Origin of the sequence: Enteractinococcus coprophilus (genome assembly GCF_006716305.1) — a bacterium.
In the GTDB taxonomy this organism is placed as follows: domain Bacteria; phylum Actinomycetota; class Actinomycetes; order Actinomycetales; family Micrococcaceae; genus Yaniella; species Yaniella coprophila.
Map to the genome: position 1 here is coordinate 556,143 of NZ_VFOU01000001.1, position 24,736 is coordinate 580,878.

Genomic DNA, 24,736 nt, shown 5'->3' on the forward strand with positions numbered 1-24,736 from the left:
CAAACACCCAATCACTACCCCCGGCTTGACGTCGGGTCACACTACAAGGAGAGAACATGAAGAAAACAACTCAGGGCTTCCTCGCCGGCGCTGCCGGCCTGGGATTGCTACTCGGTGGGTCAACGTTTGCGCTATGGAGCGACAGCGCTGACCTCAACGATCAGCGGATCGCTTCCGGTAACCTCGAGGTCCAGGTCAGTGAGGTCAACTGGCGCGATATTTCGCCAGACCGCACCGATAAGGGCAAACACGGTCACGAGATCAACCTGGAACGCTTCCGCATCATTCCGGGAGATAAGATCCAGGCTCGCTACCCAATCAAAGTGGCCCTGGAAGGCGAGAACATGGTTGCCAAGCTGAAACTTGCCGAAGCAGGCAAGAAGCAAGCTGTTGGGGAACTGGCTGCGGGTCTAGAGGTCGAATACGAAGTCAAAGATCGCTGGGGTAGAACCGTAGACACCAGTGGTAGAGACGGTTCGACCATCTACCTGGCGTCCAAGGATAACGGCAACCCAGGCAACCTGCCACGGGTTGACGCCGACGGCCAAGGCCGAGCTGAATTCACCGTCACTGTCACCGTGACCTTCAAAGAAGGCACCTCAAACCGTGACCTGACCCAGGCGCAAGCCCTGCTGAAAGATTCGGAACTCGAATTGCAGCAGGTTCGTTCGGGCGCTCACGGTTATAAAGGTGGCGGCCACGGCGGTGGACCTGGCGGCCCTCGCTAACCCCCAACCCACTACTCACCCATAACTTGCAGGACCCACCAGCACAACAAAGGAACACACCATGGAAACCAGGTCAGACACTCGTCACTCACAAAGGGAAGCTGACCGCGCCGCCAGGGCCGAAGACCCCGGCGTGCTGCGTGGTGTGATCTCTGGTGTAACAGCCACTGTGCTGGTGGGTTTACTGCTCATTGTGGGTGCGGTCGCTATCGTGCCCAAACTCATGGGCGGGGCGGGATTGACCGTATTGTCCGGGTCAATGGAACCAACCTATTCACCCGGCGATATGGTCGTCTCAGTCCCCCAGGAGTCTTATGCGATTGGCGACGTCGTCACCTTCCAACCGGTCTCCGGTGATCCCACCCTGGTCACGCACCGCATTATCGCCCACCGCGCGGGTGACGAAGGTGTCAGCTATGTGACCCGCGGCGATGCCAACGGCCAGGATGACGACCCCATTATTGAAGAACAAGTCATGGGCAAGGTGATCTATCACGTGCCCTACGTCGGTCACGTTTCGATGCTCTTTGGCCAACACCGCACCATGATCGTGGTGATCGCGGCACTCGGCCTCTTCGGATACGCGATATACGCAATTTCATCGGGCGTGATCTCGTCACGCAGGCAGAAACGCTCTGAACAATCGCAACGATCGGAGGGCCATGACCTCATCGCCTAACGACGACACCGCCCAGCGCGGCTGGTTACTCCCGATTGGCGTAGCAGTCCTTGCTGGACTCGGTGCAGCCGGTGGCACCTTTGCGCTGTGGAGCGATCAGGACACCACCGAGGCTCGCATGGTCTCCTCGGGCGAATTGAACGTGACCAGCCGAGGAGTCCCAACCTGGCAAGAAACCTCCACCGATGTGGCTGACGCCCCGCAAGAGATTGACCCCGCAACATTTTTGGTTCGCCCCGGAGACTCCGTTGCGGTGGCCATCCCATTTGCAACCAGCCTTCGCGGCGACAATTTAGACACCGAACTCAGCGTTGATTGGTCCACCGAGTCAGCTGTACCCGACGGGGTGACCGGCACCTACACGCTGGTGGATGCCCAGGGCAACCCGCTGCAGGAGAAACCACTCGAACTCGGCCAGGCCATGGAATTTGCTGCCGTGCACGACGGGCAGTACACCGTTGAGGTGGATTTAGACTTTGCCGGCCTTGAGAACCGCTTCGGAGCTGAGACCGCGGATCCGGTCAGGGAACTGGGCAATTTTGATATTGCAGTTCATCAAGTTCGACCAGGAGGTGGGGCATCGTGAAACACCGTAAAACGCCACCGTCTTGGCAGCGCACCCTGAAACTCTCGGCCGTGGGCATTGCTGCGGGTGTATTCGTCGGTGCAGGGGGTACCACCCTGGCACTCTGGAACACCGAATTAGATTTCGCCGCCCAAACACACAGTGGCTATGAATACTTTGCCGCGGGCACCCCTGGTGCGACCAAGGCTGCGGTCGACGGACAGGTCACCGTGCCCATCAATGCCGAGACAGCCGCGACCCTCAAAGAACAGCGTGCTGTGGCGATCGCCTTCGAAACCCAATCAATCAGCCAGGGCAACCTGGGCCTGCGCTATGAAATCGAACAACCCGACTGGGGCGACAACATCTTCGGCGCCGCAGACACCACACTCTTCCGGGTGGGCGCCGAGAACGAATGCACCGTCGATGCCGCCCCAAACGCCGATGCTAAACCCACCTCGACTCCCGTGGGTGCCGAGTACTCGGCCACGGATGAACCGGTCGTTGAGCACTGGTGCCTGATCGCCGTGGTCGATGAATTCCCGGATGAGGGTGGCTATGCCAATGCGGCCAAGGTGACCGCCGAAGACCCCGCCGATATCAGCGTTGAGGCCACCGATGAGTGGCAGGCTGAAGTCACCACCGTCCTGGACCCGGCCGAGGAGCCGCGCCATGAGTTGACCGTGCGCTATGAAACCTTCCGGCCGTCAGTAGCTGATTCGTGAAACAACGTTCACGTTCCGTGTTGCAACAACTTGCGGCTATCGCCGGCGGCGGCCTGGTGCTTGCTGCCCTTGGGATGTCTGCGGCCTCGATAACCCAGGGGCACAATGAGGCCATCCAATTATCGTGGGACGGCGAGCAGTACAGTTCGGCAACCTCGGAAGCGTTTTTCGGGACCCCGGTTGTGGTGCCCGGCGATTCGGTCCGGCGCACGCTGTTCGTGCGCAATGCTGGCCCATCGGATGCGATCCTGCGCGCCACCATTACCAACGTGGAGCTCACGCGGGATCGCGCCGATGGCTTCTACGACAACCTGCTCATTGACTGGAACACGGGACAAACCACGATGCGTCAGCTGGCCGCCAACGAGGAAACGACCATCGTGGATATGCAGCTGGCCCAGGGCGCTGAAACCCAGATCACCATTGGGTATCACCTCCCCCTCGATACGACCCAGGGCAATCGTGGTGGCGGACCACCTCGCATGGCCGGTTTCGATGTCGAGTTAGACCTGGCAGGCGCCTCAGCTCCGGGCGACAACTAGCATGGCGTGGTCCTGCGTCAGCGGCGAAATTTTTCAAGGATTCCTGGGCTGACATGCCGGTGCGCCGCGAACACCACTATCGCGACGTCGCAGGGGTTGTGCTGGGAAGTTGCAGCGAAAACCGTTGAGACCGTAGCCCTAACCACGCAATGCGGATGTGAAACCGGTAAACTTCAGGGAGGCACAAATATAGCCACAAGCACCCGGATCACGATATAGGTGGGTTCATGACCTTGAGAAAATTTGGGTTGGCACTGGTCACGGTGTCCCTGTTCATTATCGGTTTCCTCTCACCAGCTCAAGCGGCTGACCCGGTAACCATTCCGCCGGGAACGTTTGTCGTGGACGAATCCGATGTGCTGTCTTCAAGCCAAGAAGATGAACTTGAGCAGCAGGTGCGCCAGCTGCAATCCGAACACGGCGCCAGCTTGTTTATCATTTATGTTCCAAGCTTTGAAAACCCCGCAGAACCCGAGCAGTGGGTCCAGGCGGTCGCCGATCAAAAACAGTTGGGGACTAACGATAATATTCTGGCGATTGCCACTGACGATCGGTACTATAACTTTGTCGCGAATTCCGCCGGCCCGTTCCGGCAATACCAATCCGATATTGACCGCCAATACATTCTGCCTGCACTGTCCAATAGTGATTGGTTTGGTGCTGGTGAAGGGGCCATCGAGGGCTTGGCCGCTGCAGCCGGCGGTGATGTAAGTTCGGGCGGTGACGGCAACCAGTCGTCTGGTGGCGGGTGGCTGTTATGGCTGCTGCCGATTGGTATTCTCGTCGCATTTTTCATCTGGCGTTCCTCGACGAAGAAGAAGGACCGCCAGCAACGGGCTGAGACGGTGCCTTCTGGACCAACCGATCCGCGGGATGCTATGCCCGTCGAGGAGTTGCGTACTCAGGCCGGTTCAGCACTGATCCAGGCCGATGACGCGATCAAGATCGCAGAACAAGAGATCGGTTTCGCTCAAGCATCCTATGGGGATGCCTCGGTTGAAGTCTTCCAGAAAGATTTGCAAGCCGCCAAGGACCATATGCAGCAGTCCTTCCAGCTGCAGCATCAGCTCGATGATCATATTCCGGATACTGAAGAAGATCAGCGAGCATGGTTGAAAGAGATCTTGGACCGTTCGGCCCGGGTCATGTCCTCGTTGCAGGCCCACGAAGATGACTTCGCCAAGTTACGCGATCTGGAACAGAATGCACCCGAAGCGCTCGAACGCGTAAGAGCCGTCTTTGCGCCACTCCCGGCACAAATTCAAACGGCCCAGGCCACGATCGATAGTCTGTCGGCACACTACGATGGGCCGACGTTCCAAGAAGGTGTGGAAAACTTAGAGCAAGCCAAGCGCCTGTTGGCCTTCGGTGAAGAAAAGATTCACGCCGCCGACACCGCGTTGCAACAAGGAGACACGTCCCAGGCAGCCTGGAATGTTCACGAAGCCGAGAACACCACCCAGGAGCTCCAGGAACTTTTCGGCTCGATCCAACAACTCCCGGAGCTCTTAGATAAAGCGCAACGTCAACTCGGCGTCGAGCTTGCACAAGCCCAGTCTCTCTTAGCGGAAGCCAAAGAGTTTGCTGCTCAGCACAGAACGGATTCCGCGCTGCCGCGTAGTATCGCCGCCCTGGAGCAGACCGTGGATCAGATATCGGCTCAGACTCCGAGCCGACGTCCGATCAAGGATCTTGAAGCCCTTGATGACACCCTCGACCCGCTAGCCGAACAATTGCAACCGCTGCGTGACAGCCAACAACAAGTTGACGCCGCCAGACGAGAGTTCGACCCTCTGATGGCCAGAGCCAGAACCACCATTGATGCAGCGGATGATTACATTCGCCGTCGTCGCGGCGCTGTTCGGCATGATGCTCGCACCAAGTTAGCCGCGGCCCAAACTCATTTCAATACCGCACTGGATCTGCGCCAATCCGATCCGGTCCAGGCCGTTGCAGAAGCACAACACGCGGTCCAGCTCGGCCGACTAGCCCAACAACTGGCCGAACAGAACTATCACGACTTCGATGACTTCCACCGCGGTGGTGGCAACCGCGGTGGGTCGAATATGGGTGCCATGCTCGGCGGCATTCTGCTGGGCAATATTCTTGGCGGCGGAGGTCACTCCTCGTCCTGGGGTGGCGGAGGCTTCAGCTCTGGGGGTGGCGGCGGTGGATTCTTCGGCGGCTCCGGTGGCGGATTTGGCGGCGGCGGAGGTTTTGGCGGTGGCAGCGGCGGAAGCTTCTAATTGTTCATAAACATCCCCTAACGTAGCAACAACCAACGATGACCCGGCGGCGAGCCGGAACCATACGAAAGGTAACGAATATGGAGAAACAATCCGTCCTGGGCCGCATTACCCAAATGGCCAAAGCCAATATTCACGCGATGTTGGACTCGGCCGAAGATCCGCAGAAAATGCTTGATCAACTCATTCGCGATTACACATCCAACATTGCCGACGCCGAGTCTGCTATCGCACAAACCATTGGTAACCTCCGCTTAGCAGAAGATGATTACCGCGATGACCTCGAAGAGTCTAGAACCTGGGGCAATAAGGCTCTAGCCGCTTCGAATAAGGCAGAGGAACTCCGCAACAGCGGTGATACCGCCGGTGCCGAGAAATTCGACAATCTTGCTCGTGTTGCCATCGAACGTCAGATGGATGCAGAATCCTCGGCTAAGACCGCAGAACCGGCGATTACCTCCCAGAATGAGGTCGTTGACAAGCTGAAACAAGGGCTTGAGATGATGAAGCAAAAGCGCCAGGAATTGGTCAGCCGACGCGATCAGCTGGTCGCTCGCTCCAAAGCCGCCCAAGCCCAGTCGCAGGTTCAAAACGCCGTCAAATCTATTAATATCTTGGATCCGACCTCAGAGATCTCCCGCTTCGAAGAAAAGATTCGTCGCGAAGAAGCTCGCGTCCGCGGTCAGGAAGAACTCGCCGCCTCGACCCTCGACTCCCAGTTCGAAGAGCTGGAAGACCTTGGCCAGCAAACCGAAGTCGAAGCACGCCTGGCTGCACTGAAGGCTGGCCAACAGCAAAAAGAGCTCGGTAGCTAGTACACCGCCGCTCTAGCAGGCTGACCGTCAATTCCCGTTATGGGTTTTGACGGTCAGTTCGTTAAGGCCAGTTGAGGAACATGGTTACTTGGCCGTCGCCATTATTCGATCGGTCGAGACCACTTTGCCGTCGGAAAGGGTGACTTGTTGATCTGCGTACTGCACGAGTCCGCGATCGTGGGTTACCACCACCGTGGCGACTGAAAACTCTTTGGTCAGTTCTTGAAGTAACCGCATGATGTCGTGCGAACGCGGCTGGTCTAATGCTGAGGTCGGTTCATCGGCCAATAGCACCTGTGGGGTGCCCATCAGGGCACGCGCGATGTTGACTCGCTGACGTTGTCCGCCGGAAAGGGCATGGATTTTTCGGTCGGCCATGTCCTGTAATCCCACAATCTCGAGCAATTCATCGGCACGAGCGCGGCGGGCTTTGAGCTGTTTTCCGCGCAGACCACGCAGATGGTCCGTGACCAACAGTTGATCACGCACTCCCAGTGCCGACAGCAGATTGGGTTGTTGGAAGATCAGGCCAACGGTATCACGCCGTAGCTGTGACTGCTGTGCGTCATCGAGTTTTCCAATATTAGTGCCTCCGATCATGACCGTGCCCGATGTCGGCTGCACCAGGGCACCGATGACCGATAGCAACGATGATTTTCCAGAACCGGATTCCCCAATCAGTGCGGTGAGCTCACCCTGCTGCGCTTGGAAGTCCACGTGGTCTAGAGCCGCGATGGTTCGTGGTGTTCCATCCGGGCGCTGGCCATCCGGGTATATCAGGCTTACCTGGCGAAGATCGACGGTGGCGGTACCGTTACGGGTGGGTGTCGAATTCATGATCATAGGTCCTATCTAGTCGAAACGAATTGGTTAGTTGCCACCGAGAGCCAACAGCGGGTCAACGTTGGCCACACGGCGCACGGCGAGCGCGGATCCAAGGATGCCCAAAACCCAGATGCCCACGGCAGGCCCAATCACAGTCAGCACCGACAAGCTCACTGGCACGGCTGCACTGGCCAGGGCTCCCAGCCCGCCGCCGAGTCCTGCCCCTGCGGTCACACCGATGGCCAGGATGACGGCGGCCTGGCCCAGCGAGTCTTTCATCAGGTATCCACCCGATGCCCCGAGAGCTCGTAAGACGGCCAGGTCGCGAGTGCGTTGGATGGTCCACACGGTGACAAACGAGACGATCACCAGCGCGGAAATCGCATAGAGGAAGCCTTGCATCATGGTCAGCGAACCGGATTCGGATGAATACGCGGGCAATGCCTGGAACGCTTCGGACACCCCGGTGCTTACGGTTGCGGTGGTCTCTGCAGTGGCAGCCCAAGCTGCTGTGTCTTCTTGTCCGAAGACAGCTAAAACCGTACCGACGACGTCGTCGCCGGCGTGAGCAATCGCCTGCCAAGAGTCAGTGGTCACCCAGACGATTGCCGAGTGTGAATACCACTGGTCTTCAACGATGCCCGTCACGGTCAACTCCAGCGGACCGATCGTCACATCGTCGCCAACCGTCAGCGCTAATTCTTCAGCGATAGATTCCGGCACCACTGCGCCGTCGTCAACAGGTTCAGTGACCCCGGCTAAAGCGGGTGAGGCTGTGTGCTCCACTAGACCGGAGCCTTCGGGGATACCCCATACAGCCACAGAGCCAGATGATTCCCCGGTCACCAGGGTTTGGGTCATGCCGACCGGTATCGCCTCGTCAACTCCGGTGGTCGCAGCCCAAGCTGACTGGTCCGTGGCGGTTACCGATGATTCAGCAAAAGTCGGGTCTTCGGGTGCAGTATCGTCGAGCGCGTTGCCAAAGACGTAGCGTTGCGGGTCCAGTGCATTGAGGCCCGCCGTATTTTGCGCCCCGAGTCCGCCAGTTAGGCCGGTGAGCATCACTAATAGCAGTGTGATCATGCCGACTACTGCGCCCATCAGCGTGAACCGCCCCTTGGCGGCTCGAATTTCGCGTAATCCAACAAACATGAAATCATCCCTACGGTCTAAGATTTGGGTACTGATTCCAGTCTGACTTTTCGCGCTCCGTTATACATCGGGGGATAAGTTGATTTGGCGGTCAACCATTCGGTTGATGCTCGTCCGCATAAATTTCGTTACGTTATATATATGACCACCGCTGTATCTCCAGGGCACTCCCCGGTTTTGCGTATCCTGCGCATCGGGCTGCACGTGATGTTTGCGCTATTGTTGCTGCTGGGACTGGTCCGCACCTTTCTTCCCGCCAACGGCGTGCCAGCACCGCCCATACACCACCGATTATTCATCGTCTTTCTCGTTGTGGTGCTGGCCCTGGTGTATGTACTGGGGACCTCGCGAGAGTACCGTCGGTACCGTCAAGACAGCGGTGCCACCGGGGATGTGTCGGCAACCCCTGCAGCGGCTGCAACCAACACCCTGGTGTGGGGATGGTTGATAGTGATTACTGCGTTGTGGCTGACGCTGTTGTTTTTGAGTCCAGCCTTTGTCTGGGTCGCGTTCCCGTTGATGTTTCTCTACCTCGCCCTGGCAGGAAAAGTCTCTGGAGTGGTTGTCGTGGTGCTCCTGTGGGTGGCCGCCTGGGTTGTGCCGTGGTGGGATACGGTGCGCGCCACGGGGCCACAGTCTCCGGATATTGCCACTATCCTCGGCCCCGGTATCGGTGCCGTCTTAGCCGTACTGGTCTCGGCTGCCTATCGACATTTGCTGGGCCAGGCGACGCATCACCAGCGGGTTGCCGCAGCGCTGCGCGCGGCCCAAACCGATCTCGCCATCACTGAACACCGGGCCGGCCAGCTTGAAGAACGCGAACGCTTGGCTCGCGAAATCCACGACACCCTGGCCCAGGGGTTCTCGTCCATCGTGTTACTCGCCAGGGCAGCCGGCCAGCACGAGCTGCCAGCACCCACGCATCGAGCGTTGGAAACCATCGAAGAAACCGCCGTCGCTAATCTGTCTGAGGCCCGAGAACTCGTGCGTCACCTGTCCACTGCCGATCCCCATGTCTCGCTGGGTACAGAGCTCGAGCGGCTCACCGCACGCTACGAAACCGAACTTGCCGTGCGCAACCAACCCTTACAAACCTCTCTGCGGTGGGAAGGGGACTCTCCGGCGACCCTGTCTGAGCCCGTCCGAGCCGCCGTGTTGCGTACCGTCCAAGTTGGATTGGGCAATGTCGCCGCCCACGCCCGCGCCCGTCACGCCGTCATCACGATTGGGATCTGGCCCAATGAACTCACCGTGGATATTTTTGACGACGGCGTGGGTTTTGACGTCCCCCACACCTTTCGGCCAGGTTTCACGCAAGCACCACACAACCCGCAAGACCAGCACACCGGATATGGTCTCTACGGTCTCGAACAACGCCTGACCGCCCTCAAAGGCAGCCTCACCGTTGAATCGACCCCCGGCGAAGGTACGGTGCTTGCCGCGAGGATCCCGCTGACCAGTCAATCCAACCGGTCCGCCCAGGAGGCAACACCTTGAGCCAAACTGCGGTCAGAGTCCTGCTCGTCGATGATCACCCGGTGGTGCGCACCGGGTTGCGCGCTTTATTAGAAGGTTTTGACGGGGTGCACGTCGTCGGCGAGGCCGCTGACGGCGCCGAAGCCCTGGCCATGCTCGATGACCAGGTCGACGTCGTGGTCATGGACATCGAAATGCCAGGATTAGACGGCATTACCACCACGCAGCGCATCACGGTTGCACATGGCCCTCCGGTGCTCGTGTTGACCACCTACGATACGCAGTCGGACGTGCTAGCAGCCATCGATGCCGGGGCCAAAGGATATTTACTCAAAGACGCCGCCCCGGAGAAACTCCGCCAGGCGATCGTGGATACAGCGGCCGGAAAACCCACCCTGTCACCGAACATCGCCGCGATGTTAATGAACCGAATGCAGCAGCCCAAAACCGCCTTATCGGCCCGCGAAGTGCAACTGTTAACCCTCTTGGCCACCGGAGCGACGAATAAGCAACTGGCACAGTCCTTGTTTATCTCGGAGGCCACCGTGAAGACCCACCTGGTGCACATCTATCAGAAGCTAGGTGTGACCAACCGGACGGCCGCTATTACCACCGCCCAAGAACAACGATTGATTTAGTACAGAGTTGGGGTATCCGAACGAGTACTGCCGTTGCGCAGGTTTATACTAAGGTCAGCCGCAGCGTGGTGTAGGAGGTCGAATGGAAGTCACCGAAGCCAGGGCATTTATCGTGCTGGCTGAAGAACTGCATTTCGGTCGGGCCGCCGAGCGCCTGCAAATGGGCCAACCACCCTTGTCACGGCTCATTCAACGACTCGAACGGTCCCTGGGTGCCCAGCTGTTCAACCGCACCTCACGCCAAGTCGAGCTCACGGTGGCCGGGAAAACGCTCATCGAGCCGGCCCGTGATTTGGTAGCAGCCTCCGAACGCGCTATTGAATCGGTCAAGTCCACGATCACCGGCCAGATCGGTACCGTATCACTGGGCTTTGCTGGTGCGTCATCGAATGCTGAGGTCGCAGCACTGGCCCGGGAGCTTGCCATGCGGGCGCCCCGCTTGCGCTTTGAAGTCCAGTCCTCCCAGTTTGCCGATGACTCGTTGAAAAAAGTCCTCGATCAGTCCCTGGATTTCGCCATCGGGCTCTGGGAATTTCTGCCCTCCGAACTCGACGCCTTGCACCTGAGCGACGACGAGGCACTGATCGCCCTGCCCAAAAACCATCCGCAAGCCAAACACGACACCATCCAGATGGCCAAGTTAGCCCAGGATCCGTGGATCAACCTGCCCGGCGGGTACAACTCCGCTCTGCAGAACCGTTTTCGGCAGCTCACACTCAATGCTGGTTTTGTGCCGCGGCGACAACAAACTGTGCCAGATTCCTGGACCGTCATGTTGCTGGTGGGCCTGGGTATGGGTGCATCACTGACGCTGTCCTCCGTGGCTTCGTCAATACCTGCCGACGACGTGAAGTTCCTGCAAGTTGAGGATCCTTCAAATACACCGCTGCCCTTGCGCCTGGTTTGGAGACGCGATGCGCTGAATCCGGTGTTAGAGACCGTCATCGACACGGCGACTGCGCTCTTCGGCTAGCCGCCGGCCCGGGCCACAGACGAGTGGTGACCCAGGCCGAGGACGAGGATCTCGCTGTTAGGCGCTAACCTTGGTGTCCAGCAGGTAGGTCGCGAAGTAGGCATCGAGCGTATCGAATTCATTCAGCGGCAATACCTGGGCGATGTACTGGTCCGGCCGGACGACGACGACCGCACCCTTGGTACGGTTCACACCGCGCAGCTCATAGAGGTCTTGGGTGGCGTCGAGACCTGGAATATCGCCCAGCAACCGACCATTGGTCTTTTCCGCTGAGAAAACTTTCTCGTAGTCTTTCAGCCCAAATGTGCCCTTGGACGGTTGCAAGAGTCCGTGGATGTCGTTGACATCAACGTCCAGGTGCGGCTCCTGGGTGACCGCATAAATATCAAAGGTCGTGTCACGATCAGCGCCCGGTTCGGTGAATCGGTTGATCGCGCTGGTGGGTTCGGTGTTCATCCGTTCGCACCAGTTTGCCACAGTCGAACCGGAGCCCACCCCGGTCTCATCCGCAAACAGGTAGATCCGCCAGCGACCATCCGCGCGGTGCACGTGGCCCAGCTGCACCGGTTTGGCGTCGGCCACCCGAATGACCGGTGCCGAGTGGAAGCGGGTGCCGATCTCAAAACCGGTGGCCAGTCGCTGGTGTTCACCGGTGCCGGTCAGCGGGGAGAACTCTGGTTTGTAATGGGTGGCAAAACCGGCGGTGAATTTGCCGCCGCGCACAAACTGGTCTTGAACATCCTTCGGGGTGACCGGATCATCTGAGTCACGGGAGCCGACCATGCGGGACCAGTGAGTGTCGTAGTCAATAAGTTCTTGCGCGGTGACCCTGCGTTCCTCGGCATAAGTGTGCAACAGGCTCGGATGTGCCTGGCCGCGGAGCACCGCACCTAGTTTCCAGCCGAGGTTGAACGTGTCCTGCATTGAAACGTTCATGCCCTGACCGGCTTTCGCCGAGTGGGTGTGGCAGGCGTCGCCGGCGATGAAGATGCGCGGCTGATTTGCGGCACGTTCGTCGTCATTGAGGTTGTCGAAACCATCGGCGATGCGTTGGCCGACCTCGTACACCGACCACCAGGCGACGTCTTTGACGTCCACGGTATAGAGCGACAGGATCGCATTGGCTTGGTCGATGACCTGCTCGACGGTGATGCGGTTGCGGAATTCTGAGTCGTCTTCCGGGACGGCACCCATATCCGCGTATATGCGCACCAGATAGCCACCTTCGCGTGGGATGAGAATCATCGAACCGGCCTCGGAGCTGATCACGGCTTTTTTGCGAATATCCGGGAAGTCGGTGACGGCCAGAATATCGAGCACACCCCAGGCGTGGTTTTGGACGTCGCCGTGCAGCTGGCGACCAATGGATTTTCGTACCGCTGAGCGGGCGCCGTCGCACCCGACCACGTATTTGGCACGGATAGTGCGGGTATCACCGGCGGTGGCCTCGCGGGTTGACTCCAGTGTCACTTCAACCGGATAGTCGTGAGTTTCGTCAATGAGCTGAGAAACATACTGCCAGCCGTAGTCCACTTCGTGACGGGACGGCGATTTCTTCGCGTTATCAAAGAGCAATTCCTGCATGCGTGCTTGGTTAACGATCACGTGCGGGAATTCAGACAGGCCATCGGCCACGTCTTGGACCAGGCCGGTGCGGGTGATGCCGGCTCCGGATTCTTCCACCGACCAAAAGGCCGTTTCATTGACCCACAGCGCTTCGCGCACCAGGGTATCGGCCAGGCCGAACGCTTCAAACATTTCTACGGTCCGGCAAGCAACACCATCGGCGTGGCCGCGCGCCAGGGGTTCGGTGCGACGATCGACGGTCACCACCGAGACTTCCGGAAACTCAGCCAGCTGCACGGTCAGCACAGCGCCGGCAGGTCCGGTGCCAACAACCAGCACATCGACTTCGGCTGGCATTTCCTCGTCGAGACGACGATGGTTTGGGTCGGCAGGAGCGATGCTTGGATCGCCGTAGGTATAGCCGTTGAGGTGGTATTGCATGAGGGTCTATCCGTCCTTTACAAAAAGTGCTGCACAACACGTCCTGAGGTGACCCTACCCAGGTTTATGCGACACAAGCAACGAAACCTGTTAGATTTGCGGTGTGAGCAAATATATACCGCGTATTGAGGCGATTCATCGAGCACTCCAGGTCCTCAAGCTCATGGCGTCCCAAGGTTCAGTGAACGTCACGGAAGTCGCCGAGCATCTCGAAGTCAACCCGTCGACGGCGTCGCGCATTTTGACGACGATCGAAGCCGACGGATTTGCCGTGCGCGGGGCGAAACGTCGCTACTTTCCAGGAACTAACGCACTGCATTTTGGGCGGGCACCAGAGGTCCCGGCACTTCATGATCGGTTGCGCCCGCACCTGGAACGACTATCGAGTCTGGTGCATGAAACCGTGCACGTTGCCAACCTGGTTGGCACTACGGTGCACCACAGTGATGCAATAGCGGCTACCGACCAAGCGCTGGTATTGACCAGTCGAATCGGCAAACGACTGCCGGCACATCTGGCGTCGTCCGGCAAGGCAATGCTGGCGGATCTCGCCCCAGCGGTCGTTAATGCGCGCTACGCCCCGACCGCTCAGGGGGCCACCCCACAGGCGGTGGCGTTCAATCTCGCCCAGTTACACCACGAGCTCGACGACATTCGTAGGCAAGGCTACGCGATCAATGTCGAAGCCACGGAAAAAGGACTCGTGGCGCTTGCGACCTCGTTGGGCCACATCGGCGGGGAACACGTCGCCTTCAGTGTCGCCCTGCCCCTAGCCAGATATTCGACTGTGGCACGCCAAGAAATCGCTGATGCACTGCTCACGGTCCAGCATGAGGTGCGAGAAGCTTTTTCCGGGGAAGATCAGCCGCCCCGGTCCGATATGCTCTAGATCCAACAGTCAGGCCTTCACTGGCTGCCCTCGCCCGCCCGATGTTCATGTGGACGATGCGCCCAGATCTCTGCTTCTAAGGCTAGCGTTAGGTCTGTAATGACAAGTGGCGAAGAAAGCGAACCCCCTAGCAAACTTTCGGCACGTCCTAGTCGGTACCGCACTGTATTTGGATGCAGGAATAACTGTTGAGCAGTGTCATTCACGCTCAGATCATTAGCAAGGAATATGATGACGGTTTCTAAAATCTCGGCATGCTGATCAAAAGTGCCCAACAAACCTCGTTTCCGACTGCGAAATTGATCAATCGGGGAGATGACGGCGCTCCAAGTCCCTAAACGAAGTTCACGATAGTTTGCCACTTCAGCAATCAGTTCACTGCCCTCCCCGGTGTTCATTCGCGCTTTTGCCCGAGTGATGGCAACTCGTTGAGCATACTCAGCTTCACGCAGTCCAATCGGAACATCTGTGAGGGAATAATGTGACTCTGAAATACCCACAGCCCGACCAGAAAAGTCACGCCTCAACCAGTCTTTCGCATCTGCTGTATCTGGGACGAGCATGTGTATGACGGAATCACTTGAAGCAATCGCGAGCCGAGCCGCAGCTAATAAGGGAACGCCTGAGGAATAGGCCCGTTCGTGGAGCGTCCACAGAAAATCGCTCGAGGGCACGTCTCCCGTGACTGCTTCGTCTACGACAACCAGAAAGGACGTGTGCGCAATAAAGCCAAATTCTGTTAACCGAGGCCAAAACCGATGTTCTCTGGCCTGCGGAATTCCTTTTTCAAGCGCTTCTAACAGCTCAGCATTCTCTCGTACCCAGCGAGCATCGTCACCCCGAAGAACCGCCAGAACTGCATTTATTGCTATTTCTGCAGCATCAATGAGCTCAGCAGAAGCTTCAACTTCTTCAGCAACTCGAGTCGCAAGAACCAAAGTGAAGCCCTGTCTGTTAGGGCCTAAACGTCGAGTGAGCAGGACCCACTTCCCCACACGCGCTGTTGATTCGACCACATCCTCTTCCACTTTTTCCCAAATCAGTTCGGAAGGAGCGCCACCAATCGACCCCACGAGTTCGCCTTCAATATCGAATACCAACACCGCTGCATTAATCTCGGCAGCAATGCTCGAGAGCACGTAACCCAACTGGTCTTCATCAGGAAGGTGCCTCATGACCCGTTGGAGAAACTTCAAAGCACGTCCATCGACTGTCACTACTGGACTCCATTCACACAGAAAAATCGGCATCTTGAAGACAAGATTTTGACCAGACGCCACGATTTTTCGGAATTTGAGGTGGGCGTTGGCGCCACCCCACCCTACTGTCTTGGAATAATTACAATATCCGAATCTCGGTTTCTCGTTCTACCCAATGGCCAAACCTGCACGCGTCCACGAGACTTGTGTCACACAAACTATGAGCTCACTACTGGAGGTTAGCTATGGCGCAACTCCGAGTCGCTGTTGATGTCGGCGGCACGTTCACTGACGTTTGTATTTTCGACGATGAATCGAAAAGCATGCGAGTAACTAAAGTCCCTTCTACTCCCCACGACCCCATGATCGCCGTGATGAATGGAGTCGAGCGAGGTGACATTAATCTTGCCGACGTCTCGCTCTTTTCCCATGGCACCACCGTGGCGACCAATGCTCTCATTACGCGGAACTTTCCAAAGGCGGCTCTCGTCACGACCACCGGGTTTCGGGATGTCATAGAAATTCGTGACGGCACTAAAGATGATCTTTGGGACGCGTACAACGATGTATCAGGCCCCTATATTCAACGCCGTGACCGATTCGAGGTCAGTGAGCGTATCGATTATCGGGGTCGTGTGGTTAAAGCATTAGATGAAGACGAAGCTCGGCGCCTCGCCGCGCTGCTACGCAAACGAGGAACAAAAACCATTGCGGTATGTTTCTTGAACTCTTTTGCCAACTCTGCCCATGAGTTGCGGATGCGAGAGATTCTTGAGGAGGAACTGCCCGACGCTTCAATTACTACCTCCGCTGAGATCCTGCCAGAGATGTTTGAATACGGACGATTCAATACAGCCGTAGCGAATGCTGTGCTAGCACCGCTTGTCACGGGGTATGTGAACCGTCTCTCGGACAAACTGCACGAAGGTGGCTACGCCGGAGACCTATTATTGCTTCACTCCGGTGGTGGCTCTATGACCCCGCGGACAGTTGATCAGTTCCCTGTTCGGCTTGCAGCTTCCGGGATCGCAGCTGGCGCGATTTCTGCCCAACATGTTGCTTCCCAGTGTGGTTATGCCAACGCCGTAAGTCTCGATATGGGAGGTACCTCTACGGATATCTCCCTGGTCGCAGATGGTGAACTGCGCATCACTCAAGAGTGGTCAGTCGAGTACGGACACCCTATTATCTTCCCGTCAATTGAAGTCAAAACTATCGGCGCTGGCGGCGGCTCCCTCGCTCACATCGATATCGCCGGATCGCTGCGCAATGGCCCGCAGTCGGCTGGCGCCGCACCGGGGCCGGCTTGTTACGATACCGGCGGCGATCAGCCAACCAATACTGATGCGAACCTGGTCTTGGGACGTCTTGGTACATCATTGGCGGACGGCGCAAAAAGCCTCGACAAGGATCTCGCTGCAGCAGCCATTCAACGGGTCATCGCCGAGCCGCTTGGCCTCACGTTGGAAAAAGCCGCTGAATCGATCATTCAGGTTGCCAACGCAAACATGGCCGATGCAGTGCGCATTATTTCGATCCGGCGTGGCCATGATCCTCGCGACTTCGCACTGCTCGCCTTTGGCGGAGCGGGAGCTTTGCACGGCGTAGACGTTGCAAGAGAACTCAATATCCCGACCGTCGTCGTGCCGCCGAATCCCGGTGTCACTTCCGCAATGGGTTGTTTATTGGTCGATATCCAACACGACTTCTCCCGCCAATACACCGGGCTAGCGAGCGAAGCTGACATCGAAGAGCTCGAAGCAAATTACCGTCGAGTGGAGAGCGAGGCCGCGGCACGTTTGCGTCATGAGGGAGTCTCTGATGATCGCGTTGTTCTGCAGCGTCTGGTCTCCATGCGGTACGTGGGTCAGTGGCGTTCACTCGTGATTCCAATGGGTCATGGTAAAGATGCACTCAATAAGGCAATCGAAGCCTTCCACGAACAACACGAACGCGAATTCGCCTTCCGCAACGACGAGACCCCGGTCGAGCTGTATCAACTGCAGCTACATGCCGTCGGCAAGACCACCAAGCCAAACTTCCAACCAGCTGCGATCACTGACGGAGGCCCCGGGGAACCCGTCGAAAGGCGCTCCGTCTACTTTGACGGGCAATGGCACGAAACACCGATTTATAACCGTTCCGACATCCCAGCCGGCGCAAAGTTCACAGGTCCGGCAATCATCAACCAGCTTGATTCGACCACTGTGGTACCTCCAGAAACTGATGCCGAGGTTGATGAGTGGCTCAATATCCGTATCCATATTAGAAGGAGCAACTAATGACTACGATGACACAGCCAGTCGAACAACAGACTGATCGTCTCGACCCGGTGACATTTGAAGTCCTCAAAAACGCCTTCGCTACCTCGGTCGATTTGATGAGCGAACAAATTCTTCGCACCTGCTACTCGTTTGTCATATACTCGCGAGACTTCTCTTCAGCGCTGTGCGACGCCAAGGGCAATACGGTCATGCAGGGCTCCGGCGATATTGCAGTACACGTGGGAACGTTGCACTTCCAAGCCAAAGCGGTGCTTGAACAGTTTGAAGATGACATCCACCCGGGCGACGTGTTCTTAATCAACGACCCTTACCGCGGTGGGACACACTTCAACGACGTCTCGTTCATCCGCCCGATCTTCTCGGAAGGGGAGATCATTGCCTTCTCGCAGAACAAAGGGCACTGGGCGGACATTGGGGGTGTGGTCCCCGGGTCGTTTTATATCAACGCCACGGACCACTTTGGAGAAGGTGTCAGAATCCCGCCAGTACGTGTTTGGAGCAAGGGCGTCTTTCTCAAAGATGTTGCGCAGCTGATTGTCTCCAATACGCGATCCCCCGAGGTTGCTATGGGCGATCTTCATGCGCAGTCCGAAGCCACAGCGGTTTGCGAGCGCGAGGTGCTTCGCCTCGTCGACCGATACGGCAAGCAAACTGTAGTAGATGCCATGCAAGAAACTCAGGATTACGTTGAGCGCACGGTCTTGGAAAAGATCAAAACACTCCCGCACGGAACGTGGGAAACAGTGGACTACATCGATAATGATCCCTCCACTCCTGAGCAGCTGATCCCGATTCGCATTAAACTCACACTCGATGAGAATGGGATCCATTACGATCTCAACGGTTCAGCACCCTCAGTGGCTACCTTTCTCAACTCCGGTTATGGCACCACGCACTCGTCGCTGTATTCCGGAACGAAGACCTTCTTTCCGGAAGTCCCCCTGAACTCAGGATTTTATCGCGCAGTCACTGCAGACATCGGTCCCGAAGGGACCGTCGTTAATGCCGCGTGGCCGACAGCTGTGACCGGTTTCTGTTCGGGTCCACACGAGAAAATTATGAACGGTGTGTTCGAACTGTGGTCTCGCATCATGCCAGAACGTGCCATGGCCTGTTCGTTCAACCTTGAATATCTTCTAGTTGGCGGACGGGATGCACGCAGCGAATCCAAGCCATATTTCATGTGGTACGACTGGATGGCCGGTGGTTGGGGCGGTCGCGCGACCAAAGACGGTTCCGGTGCGACCTCGCCGGTATTCGGTGCCGGACTTGCAGTGCAACCTCTCGAAGGCCAAGAAAGATTGTCACCTGTTATCACCACCGAACACTCGATTGCCATCGATTCAGCCGGTCCAGGCAAGTTCCGCGGTGGTGTAGGGGTCCAAAAGGGTGGGATCCTCACAGATGCTCAATCGACAGTCGTCAGTTACTCCTGCGACCGTGCCCGGTCTGTCACCTGGGGTATCGAGGGCGGCCTCCCCTCGATACCGCACGGGGTGTGGATCAATAAAGGTACTGAGGAAGAACAGTATCTGGGCTCAGTATTCTCCGGCCACCCGGTTCAACCCGGTGACGAGTTCACCCGCCCTTCCGCTGGTGGAGGCGGTTTCGGTGACCCGCTCGAACGCGATCCAGAACTTGTCCTTGAAGACGTCATTGACGAATACGTGTCGGTGGACCGCGCAGAGAAAGACTATGGCGTCGTGATCCGTGTCGGCGACCCCGAGCTAGATGAGTACGAGATCGATGAAGCTGCCACGACGGCTGCTCGAGCGTATATCGCCGAGAATCGCTCCTCCTGGTTGGAAGAAGATCCAGAATCGGTTGCCCAAAGATTCCGAAGTGGTGAGCTGACGATGCATGATGTCATCCGTCGCTATGGGGTCATCCTCGACTGGGGCACTGGTGAACTCTTCCCGGAAACGACTCGCGAGTACCGTGAATCAATGAAACTCCGTTCAGCCAACCATTGGTCTTAAGGCACCGCCGCGACCTTGCATCACCGTATGCGCGTGTAAGAGCTCAGTCACCGAAGACAAAACATCTTCGGTGACTGAGCCCCTCACTGCAGTAGGTCGCAACTCGTCAGCTCTTCGATAACCAAAACGTTTGAAATTCACCATAGACGGGACGGCACAGTCTTCAATAGGCGACCACGGTCATAGAGTCCGCTGCTGATCGGGAGCAGCTCTACCCGCTTAAACACCCACTTCGAACCAACTCTTCATAAAGTTTCCAAGCTAGCTATCTCACATATTCTCACGACGAGGACTTTAGGCAGTCCATGGGTTGACGCTTCCGATGCCTGTTCCGGTGAAATTTTTCGTGTTGCGGGTTGCACAGATTGCTCCGTGCACTCGGCAGATCGCTGCGATCTGCGCATCCGCCATGCTTACCGGCCGGCCCTCACGCTCGCGTCCCGCGATCACATTCGCATATTCAGTCGCAGCATCGGAGTCGAAGGCGAGAATGGACTGGGTGTGGCGATACGGTCCAACCGCCGCATTGACTGCAGCTTCCAGCTGCGTCTTTCGCCCGCCATCCGGTAAACGCTGAACTCCGGCCAGCAACTCAGCCAGCGTGATGGTCGTGATGGCAACATCATCCGTGAGCAACTCAAGCCATGAGAGCACTTGCGGGTCAGGACGCGGACGGAATATCTCCGGAATTACATTCGTATCGGAAACAATCATTCAAAATCCACACTTCGTGCTGGATCAGTCCGTTCGGGAATCTGCAGATCGTCAACACCGCCGACTTCGCGAGCGGCCTGCGCCAATGCAAGGCCTATATGCGGGCGTGTTGCAGCGCGGGTAAGGATGTCCCACACCTCGGCTTCCAGCGACCGCCCGTGTTCTTTAGCCTGTACCGCCAGTTGACGTTTCACAGACGGGTCAAGTCCGCGAACAATAATTGATGACATCAAGGCACCTCGCGTTGATGGCACTAATGATATAAAGTCTCTGCGAGTTCGTCGACAAGCAGCCCTGCTTCTGACGACGACCTGGGATTGCAGCTCATACCAGCTCCTCATCCATGAGCAATACCCAACTCCGTCGGCAACCTGCATGAGTATGCGGTGATATCAGGAGTCATAGGCTTGTTTCTGATAGACGAACTATAGACCCTCAGCCAACAAATCGCACTTAACTTCTAGCGCCTGTAAATGTTATGTTTACAGTGTGGAAGTTTTGCAAAGCGCGCTTAAACATGGATACAGCAAAGCAGATATTCTCCATGCTTATGACAACGCTTTACGACTTGTTGAATATGAGTACCACGGCGAGGACCGTCTATTGGTGATAGGCCCTGATCGATCGGGCAATTTGATGGAAGTGGTGGCTGTGCCAGCGCAGACTCCCCTACGAATCATCCACGGAGATGCTCTACGTCCAAAATTCTACGACTATCTGAGGTGATAAACATGAGCTCTAAGATACACGCAAACGACCTCAACGGTCTGGGTTCTCTTGACCCTGCGACTACCCCGGCCAGGGACGCAACGCACTTCCGGAACATTCGTGCCGCCCGCGCAAAAGTCGCCCAGGCCGAAGCTGACCTTCATAAAGCGGTAGCCGAAGCCAGAGCAGCTGGAGACTCCTGGACTATAATTGGCGCAGCGCTCGAGACTACTCGGCAAGCCGCTTACCAGCGCTTTGGGCGCGACTAAAACGGCGCACCTCATATTGCACGGTTTCCGCCAGGCATCCCTGACCATTCAGTCCGTACCAACCAGGATGAAAGGAAGCTAACCGAAATGGCACTGCGTTATGAAGACTTCCTGGCAAGCACCCTGTGGACCGCGAAACCATCGAGAAGCACAAGTCATGTATGCTCGCAGAGGTTCGCGCCTACCTTCTCCGCGAGCTGCGTGAACAAGTCGGATTCACTGCGGCTCAACTCGCTGAGCGAATCGGCATGAGAAGACACCTCAAAGCCGTGACGGGGCGCTCACTGTTGAGTATGTTCTAGGCGATCACCGTGTGCGGATTATACAGGCACTGTAAGTGCCGAAGACTTGGCTAAAGCATCGCGGGCTGAGGATGGTCCATGAGATACTGACGACAGCGCACGAGGTTCGATCAACTTTCGCGAGTGAATAATTGTCACCTCGTCCTGATCTTTTGAGTCCCGATATATCAATGTTTTTCGACTCGGGCCGATGTAATACGTTGCCGTTCTCGTTCTTGTACGGCTCTGATAAGGCGTTCTTCAACGTCTTCTCCTGCACGAATTCCCCGTGGTAGTCGGTAGTAGAAGAAGGCTCCTGCGACCCACCAGGCCAAGAAGATAACCCACGGTTGCCAGCTCAGCTGAGCGGGCATACCGGGCAGATACTGGATGAGCAGCGCGATCGTCAAGATGATCGCAAACCACCCGATGAGCTCTCCCCCGCGACCCTTACCGCCGACACGCAATGGCCGTGGCATCTGCGGCTCGCGACGCCGCAGAATCACAAACGAAACCGACACGAGCATATAGGTAATCACGATCATCGGTGACCCAGATTCAACCAACCAATCCAGCATTGCCGATCCGAAAAATGGTGCCACGGCAGAGATAGCGCCCAGCATTAACAACGCATTGACCGGAGTTTTATAGACCGGATGCAGTTTCGCCAGCCGCTTGGGCAACATACCGGTCCGGGACAGCGCATAGATCATCCGGGAGGCGCCAATCAGCAGCGAGTTCCAGGTGGTCAGGATGCCAGCCAGTCCCCCGGCGATCAGAATATTAGCGGCCGCTTGGGAATTGAACATGTTGAACACCGCATCAGCAGTCGCCAGATGCGAATTCACCAACTGTTCACCGCTCAGGCCGAGCACACTGGCAAAAATAACCATGATGTACCACAGGGTCGCCATGATGACAGAAATAACCACGAGCCGGCCGACTTGCCTCGGTGGTACGTTGGCCTCTTCCGCAGACTGTGGGATGACGTCGAAACCAACAAACAAAAACGGTACGGCAATCATCACGGCGAAGAAACCGGTGACTCCCGGGGTAAATAACGGTTCCAGGTTGCGGGCTTCTCCGCCGGTAAATGCACCGGTGATTAACATGATGCCGACCAAGAGCAGAAAGAGGACGACAAACGTCTGGACCATGCCCGCGACTTTGGTGCCTCGAATGTTGATCCAGGTCAGCACAATGGCGGTGACTACTCCGATTAACGCCCAGGTGAGGTGGACTTCAAATCCAGCGATCGTCCAGAACGGCACGTGGTTAATGTTAGGCCAGATGTATTCGATGGTGTTGGGCACCGCCACTGCTTCAAAAGCGATGATGGTGACGTATCCGCCGATGAATCCCCAGGACCCAATAAATGCGCCGTGCGGTCCGCGAGCGCGCAAAATGAAGTTATGCGCGCCTCCGGCTTTCGGCATCGCGGAGGTCAGCTCGGCGTAGACGAGCCCGACGAACGCCATGATGATGCCGCCGACCAGGAAGGCCAGGGAGGCGCCACCCGGCCCGGCGTCGAGCAGCCAACCCTTTGTCAGCACCACCCACCCGAAGCCGATCATGGCGCCGAATCCGAGGGCCAGCACGTCTTTATTCGACAGGGTCTTGGCTAACGAGATCTGCTCGGTCTGCTGGTTCACTGCTTTGGTCATGGTGGGGTTCCCTCTTAGTAGGCAGCTTCGGAGATGGGCGGGCTCACGGTGCCCGTGTTCGGCGAATCAAGCCAGGCCAGGATGGCATCGGCATCCTCATTGAGTTGCGGTGGCGCTTTGTCGTAGGCGACTGTGCTGCGCGAGTAGTCGATCGGGTGTTTCACGGTTGGCACTTGTTCGGCTCCAGCGGGTTGGACGGGTTCCAGCCCGATGTCTTGGGCGAACTCGACACCCTGGGCGATCGTGAAGACTTCTGAGCACGGGATCTGCACCTCGCGCAGTTCCTCCACCCACTCGGAGGCGGTCTTGTGGCGCAGATGGGTTTCGAGCTCGGTGCGTAGTTGCTCGCGATGAGCGTTGCGCGCCGGGTTGGTGGCATAGCGCTCGTCATCAGCGAGCTCCGGTGCACCGAGTGCTTCGGCGAGCCTGCGGAATTGGCCGTCATTGCCGACTGCGATAATCAGTGGCTGGTCGGCTGCCGCAAACGGCCCGTAGGGCGCAAGTGAGGGATGGTCGTTGCCCATGCGCGTCGGCACCACGCCGCCGGCCACATAGGCGGAGGTCTGATTGACGAGTCCCGACAGCGCTGACGACATCAGATTCACCGCAATGTGTTGCCCCTTGCCACTGCGCTGGCGTTCCTGCAGGGCGCCAAGAATTCCAACGGTGGCGTGCAGGCCGGTGACGACGTCGAAAATCGCGACCCCGGCTTTCTGACCGTGTGATTCGGGTTCGCCGGTGATGTCCATCAGCCCGGAGGCGGCCTGGGCAAGCAGGTCATATCCGGGCAGATGCGCCCCACCCTTAGTACCGAAACCGGTGATCGAAGCGTGCACCAGGTGCGGGTAGCGCTCGGCAACCGTGGCCGGGTCCATCCCGAATTTTTCTAGCCCACCGGGTTTCCAGTTCTCGATGAACACATCGGCCTTAGCCAACAACTTGTGGGCCCTGGCCAGGTCGTCGTCGTCCTTCAAATCCAGTGCGATCGCGTGTTTATTGCGGTTGACGGATAAGAAATAGGTCGCCTGATCGTCCCGGACCGGCGGCTGCCAGGCACGGGTGTCATCGCCCGCCGGGGACTCGACCTTAATGACGGTCGCGCCCATATCGGCCAGGAGCATGGTCGCATACGGGCCGGCGAGCACGCGCGAGAAATCTGCGACGACAATGCCGTCGAGCACACCGTGAGATGAAGAACCTAGTGTCATAGTCATAGGTCCAATGGTGGGCGGGCGGACGGTCCAATGCAAGATCGATGTTCAAAACGTATTGATCGGCGTCGAAGTCTGCAATGATGCGGTCAAGTTGTTGCTGGGTGCCCGCCTGTTCGCTACGGTGAATGCCATCACAACCAACCACACAGGCCCCGCAGCCGTT

Annotated in this window: 22 protein-coding genes; 14 read left to right on the forward strand and 8 right to left on the reverse strand. The window is 57.4% G+C overall.

From position 1 onward, the window contains the following. Positions 1-56 precede the first annotated feature (56 nt). From FB556_RS02575 to FB556_RS02605, 7 genes are all read left to right on the forward strand, one after another. A complete protein-coding gene (locus FB556_RS02575) occupies positions 57-728 on the forward strand; it encodes an alternate-type signal peptide domain-containing protein (protein WP_141864468.1) in 672 nt (223 codons plus the stop codon). A 61-nt stretch (positions 729-789) separates the two neighbouring features. Continuing rightward, complete coding sequence (locus tag FB556_RS02580; RefSeq protein ID WP_141864470.1) at positions 790-1,407, forward strand: signal peptidase I; 618 nt, start codon at positions 790-792, stop codon at positions 1,405-1,407. Then, complete coding sequence (locus FB556_RS02585) at positions 1,391-1,993, forward strand: SipW-dependent-type signal peptide-containing protein (protein ID WP_141864472.1); 603 nt, start codon at positions 1,391-1,393, stop codon at positions 1,991-1,993. The genes FB556_RS02580 and FB556_RS02585 overlap by 17 nt, the downstream gene beginning before the upstream one ends. Then, positions 1,990-2,697 carry a hypothetical protein gene (locus FB556_RS02590; protein WP_141864474.1) on the forward strand — a complete coding sequence of 236 codons (708 nt, stop codon included), beginning with the start codon at positions 1,990-1,992 and terminating at the stop codon, positions 2,695-2,697. Before FB556_RS02585 ends, FB556_RS02590 begins: the two co-directional genes overlap by 4 nt. Continuing rightward, positions 2,694-3,239 (forward strand): hypothetical protein, encoded by a 546-nt coding sequence (locus FB556_RS02595; RefSeq protein WP_141864475.1) that lies wholly within the window; start codon positions 2,694-2,696, stop codon positions 3,237-3,239. The genes FB556_RS02590 and FB556_RS02595 overlap by 4 nt, the downstream gene beginning before the upstream one ends. Positions 3,240-3,466: 227 nt before the next feature. Beyond that, positions 3,467-5,485, forward strand: a complete 2,019-nt coding sequence (locus FB556_RS02600) for a TPM domain-containing protein (RefSeq protein ID WP_141864477.1) — start codon at positions 3,467-3,469, stop codon at positions 5,483-5,485. 80 nt (positions 5,486-5,565) lie between these two features. Next, complete coding sequence (locus FB556_RS02605; protein ID WP_141864479.1) at positions 5,566-6,300, forward strand: PspA/IM30 family protein; 735 nt, start codon at positions 5,566-5,568, stop codon at positions 6,298-6,300. An 84-nt stretch (positions 6,301-6,384) separates the two neighbouring features. Here FB556_RS02605 and FB556_RS02610 read toward each other — a convergent pair whose 3' ends face one another. Both FB556_RS02610 and FB556_RS02615 read right to left on the reverse strand, forming a co-directional pair. Further along, the gene (locus tag FB556_RS02610) at positions 6,385-7,137 is read right to left on the reverse strand and encodes an ABC transporter ATP-binding protein (RefSeq protein WP_141864480.1); all 753 of its coding nucleotides are present in this window, start codon (positions 7,135-7,137) and stop codon (positions 6,385-6,387) included. 33 nt (positions 7,138-7,170) lie between these two features. Further along, complete coding sequence (locus FB556_RS02615; protein WP_141864482.1) at positions 7,171-8,277, reverse strand: ABC transporter permease; 1,107 nt, start codon at positions 8,275-8,277, stop codon at positions 7,171-7,173. Positions 8,278-8,418: 141 nt separating this feature from the next. Between FB556_RS02615 and FB556_RS02620 the strand changes: the two genes are divergently transcribed. The 3 genes from FB556_RS02620 to FB556_RS02630 all read left to right on the forward strand — a co-directional run bounded on the left by FB556_RS02620 (position 8,419) and on the right by FB556_RS02630 (position 11,364). Next, positions 8,419-9,774, forward strand: a complete 1,356-nt coding sequence (locus tag FB556_RS02620; protein WP_141864484.1) for a sensor histidine kinase — start codon at positions 8,419-8,421, stop codon at positions 9,772-9,774. Continuing rightward, on the forward strand, positions 9,771-10,391 hold the full coding sequence (locus tag FB556_RS02625) for a response regulator (RefSeq protein WP_141864486.1): 621 nt from the start codon (positions 9,771-9,773) through the stop codon (positions 10,389-10,391). Before FB556_RS02620 ends, FB556_RS02625 begins: the two co-directional genes overlap by 4 nt. Before the next feature lie 82 nt (positions 10,392-10,473). Beyond that, complete coding sequence (locus FB556_RS02630; RefSeq protein WP_141864488.1) at positions 10,474-11,364, forward strand: LysR family transcriptional regulator; 891 nt, start codon at positions 10,474-10,476, stop codon at positions 11,362-11,364. A gap of 57 nt (positions 11,365-11,421) precedes the next feature. On the opposite strand, the gene FB556_RS02635 is transcribed toward FB556_RS02630, so the two are convergent. Then, positions 11,422-13,371, reverse strand: coding sequence for an FAD-dependent monooxygenase (locus FB556_RS02635; RefSeq protein WP_141864490.1), 1,950 nt, complete (start codon positions 13,369-13,371; stop codon positions 11,422-11,424). Between the two features lie 103 nt (positions 13,372-13,474). Here FB556_RS02635 and FB556_RS02640 point away from each other — a divergent pair, with 103 nt between their 5' ends. Continuing rightward, complete coding sequence (locus FB556_RS02640) at positions 13,475-14,260, forward strand: IclR family transcriptional regulator (RefSeq protein WP_141864492.1); 786 nt, start codon at positions 13,475-13,477, stop codon at positions 14,258-14,260. A gap of 17 nt (positions 14,261-14,277) precedes the next feature. On the opposite strand, the gene FB556_RS02645 is transcribed toward FB556_RS02640, so the two are convergent. Further along, positions 14,278-15,540, reverse strand: a complete 1,263-nt coding sequence (locus FB556_RS02645) for a PucR family transcriptional regulator (protein WP_141864493.1) — start codon at positions 15,538-15,540, stop codon at positions 14,278-14,280. Between the two features lie 164 nt (positions 15,541-15,704). Between FB556_RS02645 and FB556_RS02650 the strand changes: the two genes are divergently transcribed. Both FB556_RS02650 and FB556_RS02655 read left to right on the forward strand, forming a co-directional pair. Then, positions 15,705-17,741: a hydantoinase/oxoprolinase family protein gene (locus FB556_RS02650; RefSeq protein ID WP_141864495.1), complete on the forward strand. Its 2,037-nt coding sequence runs from the start codon at positions 15,705-15,707 to the stop codon at positions 17,739-17,741. Further along, complete coding sequence (locus FB556_RS02655) at positions 17,741-19,723, forward strand: hydantoinase B/oxoprolinase family protein (protein ID WP_141864497.1); 1,983 nt, start codon at positions 17,741-17,743, stop codon at positions 19,721-19,723. Before FB556_RS02650 ends, FB556_RS02655 begins: the two co-directional genes overlap by 1 nt. 294 nt (positions 19,724-20,017) lie before the next feature. On the opposite strand, the gene FB556_RS02660 is transcribed toward FB556_RS02655, so the two are convergent. Further along, positions 20,018-20,437: a type II toxin-antitoxin system VapC family toxin gene (locus FB556_RS02660; RefSeq protein WP_141864499.1), complete on the reverse strand. Its 420-nt coding sequence runs from the start codon at positions 20,435-20,437 to the stop codon at positions 20,018-20,020. After that, positions 20,434-20,667, reverse strand: a complete 234-nt coding sequence (locus FB556_RS02665; protein WP_141864500.1) for a FitA-like ribbon-helix-helix domain-containing protein — start codon at positions 20,665-20,667, stop codon at positions 20,434-20,436. The genes FB556_RS02660 and FB556_RS02665 overlap by 4 nt, the downstream gene beginning before the upstream one ends. A 501-nt stretch (positions 20,668-21,168) precedes the next feature. On the opposite strand from FB556_RS02665, the gene FB556_RS02675 reads away from it, so the two are divergent. Then, positions 21,169-21,414, forward strand: coding sequence for a hypothetical protein (locus FB556_RS02675; RefSeq protein ID WP_141864503.1), 246 nt, complete (start codon positions 21,169-21,171; stop codon positions 21,412-21,414). Positions 21,415-21,883: 469 nt separating this feature from the next. On the opposite strand, the gene FB556_RS02685 is transcribed toward FB556_RS02675, so the two are convergent. Beyond that, the gene (locus FB556_RS02685; protein ID WP_141864505.1) at positions 21,884-23,359 is read right to left on the reverse strand and encodes an APC family permease; all 1,476 of its coding nucleotides are present in this window, start codon (positions 23,357-23,359) and stop codon (positions 21,884-21,886) included. 14 nt (positions 23,360-23,373) lie between these two features. Continuing rightward, positions 23,374-24,573: a CaiB/BaiF CoA transferase family protein gene (locus tag FB556_RS02690; RefSeq protein ID WP_141864507.1), complete on the reverse strand. Its 1,200-nt coding sequence runs from the start codon at positions 24,571-24,573 to the stop codon at positions 23,374-23,376. Between the last annotated feature and the right edge of the window lie 163 nt (positions 24,574-24,736).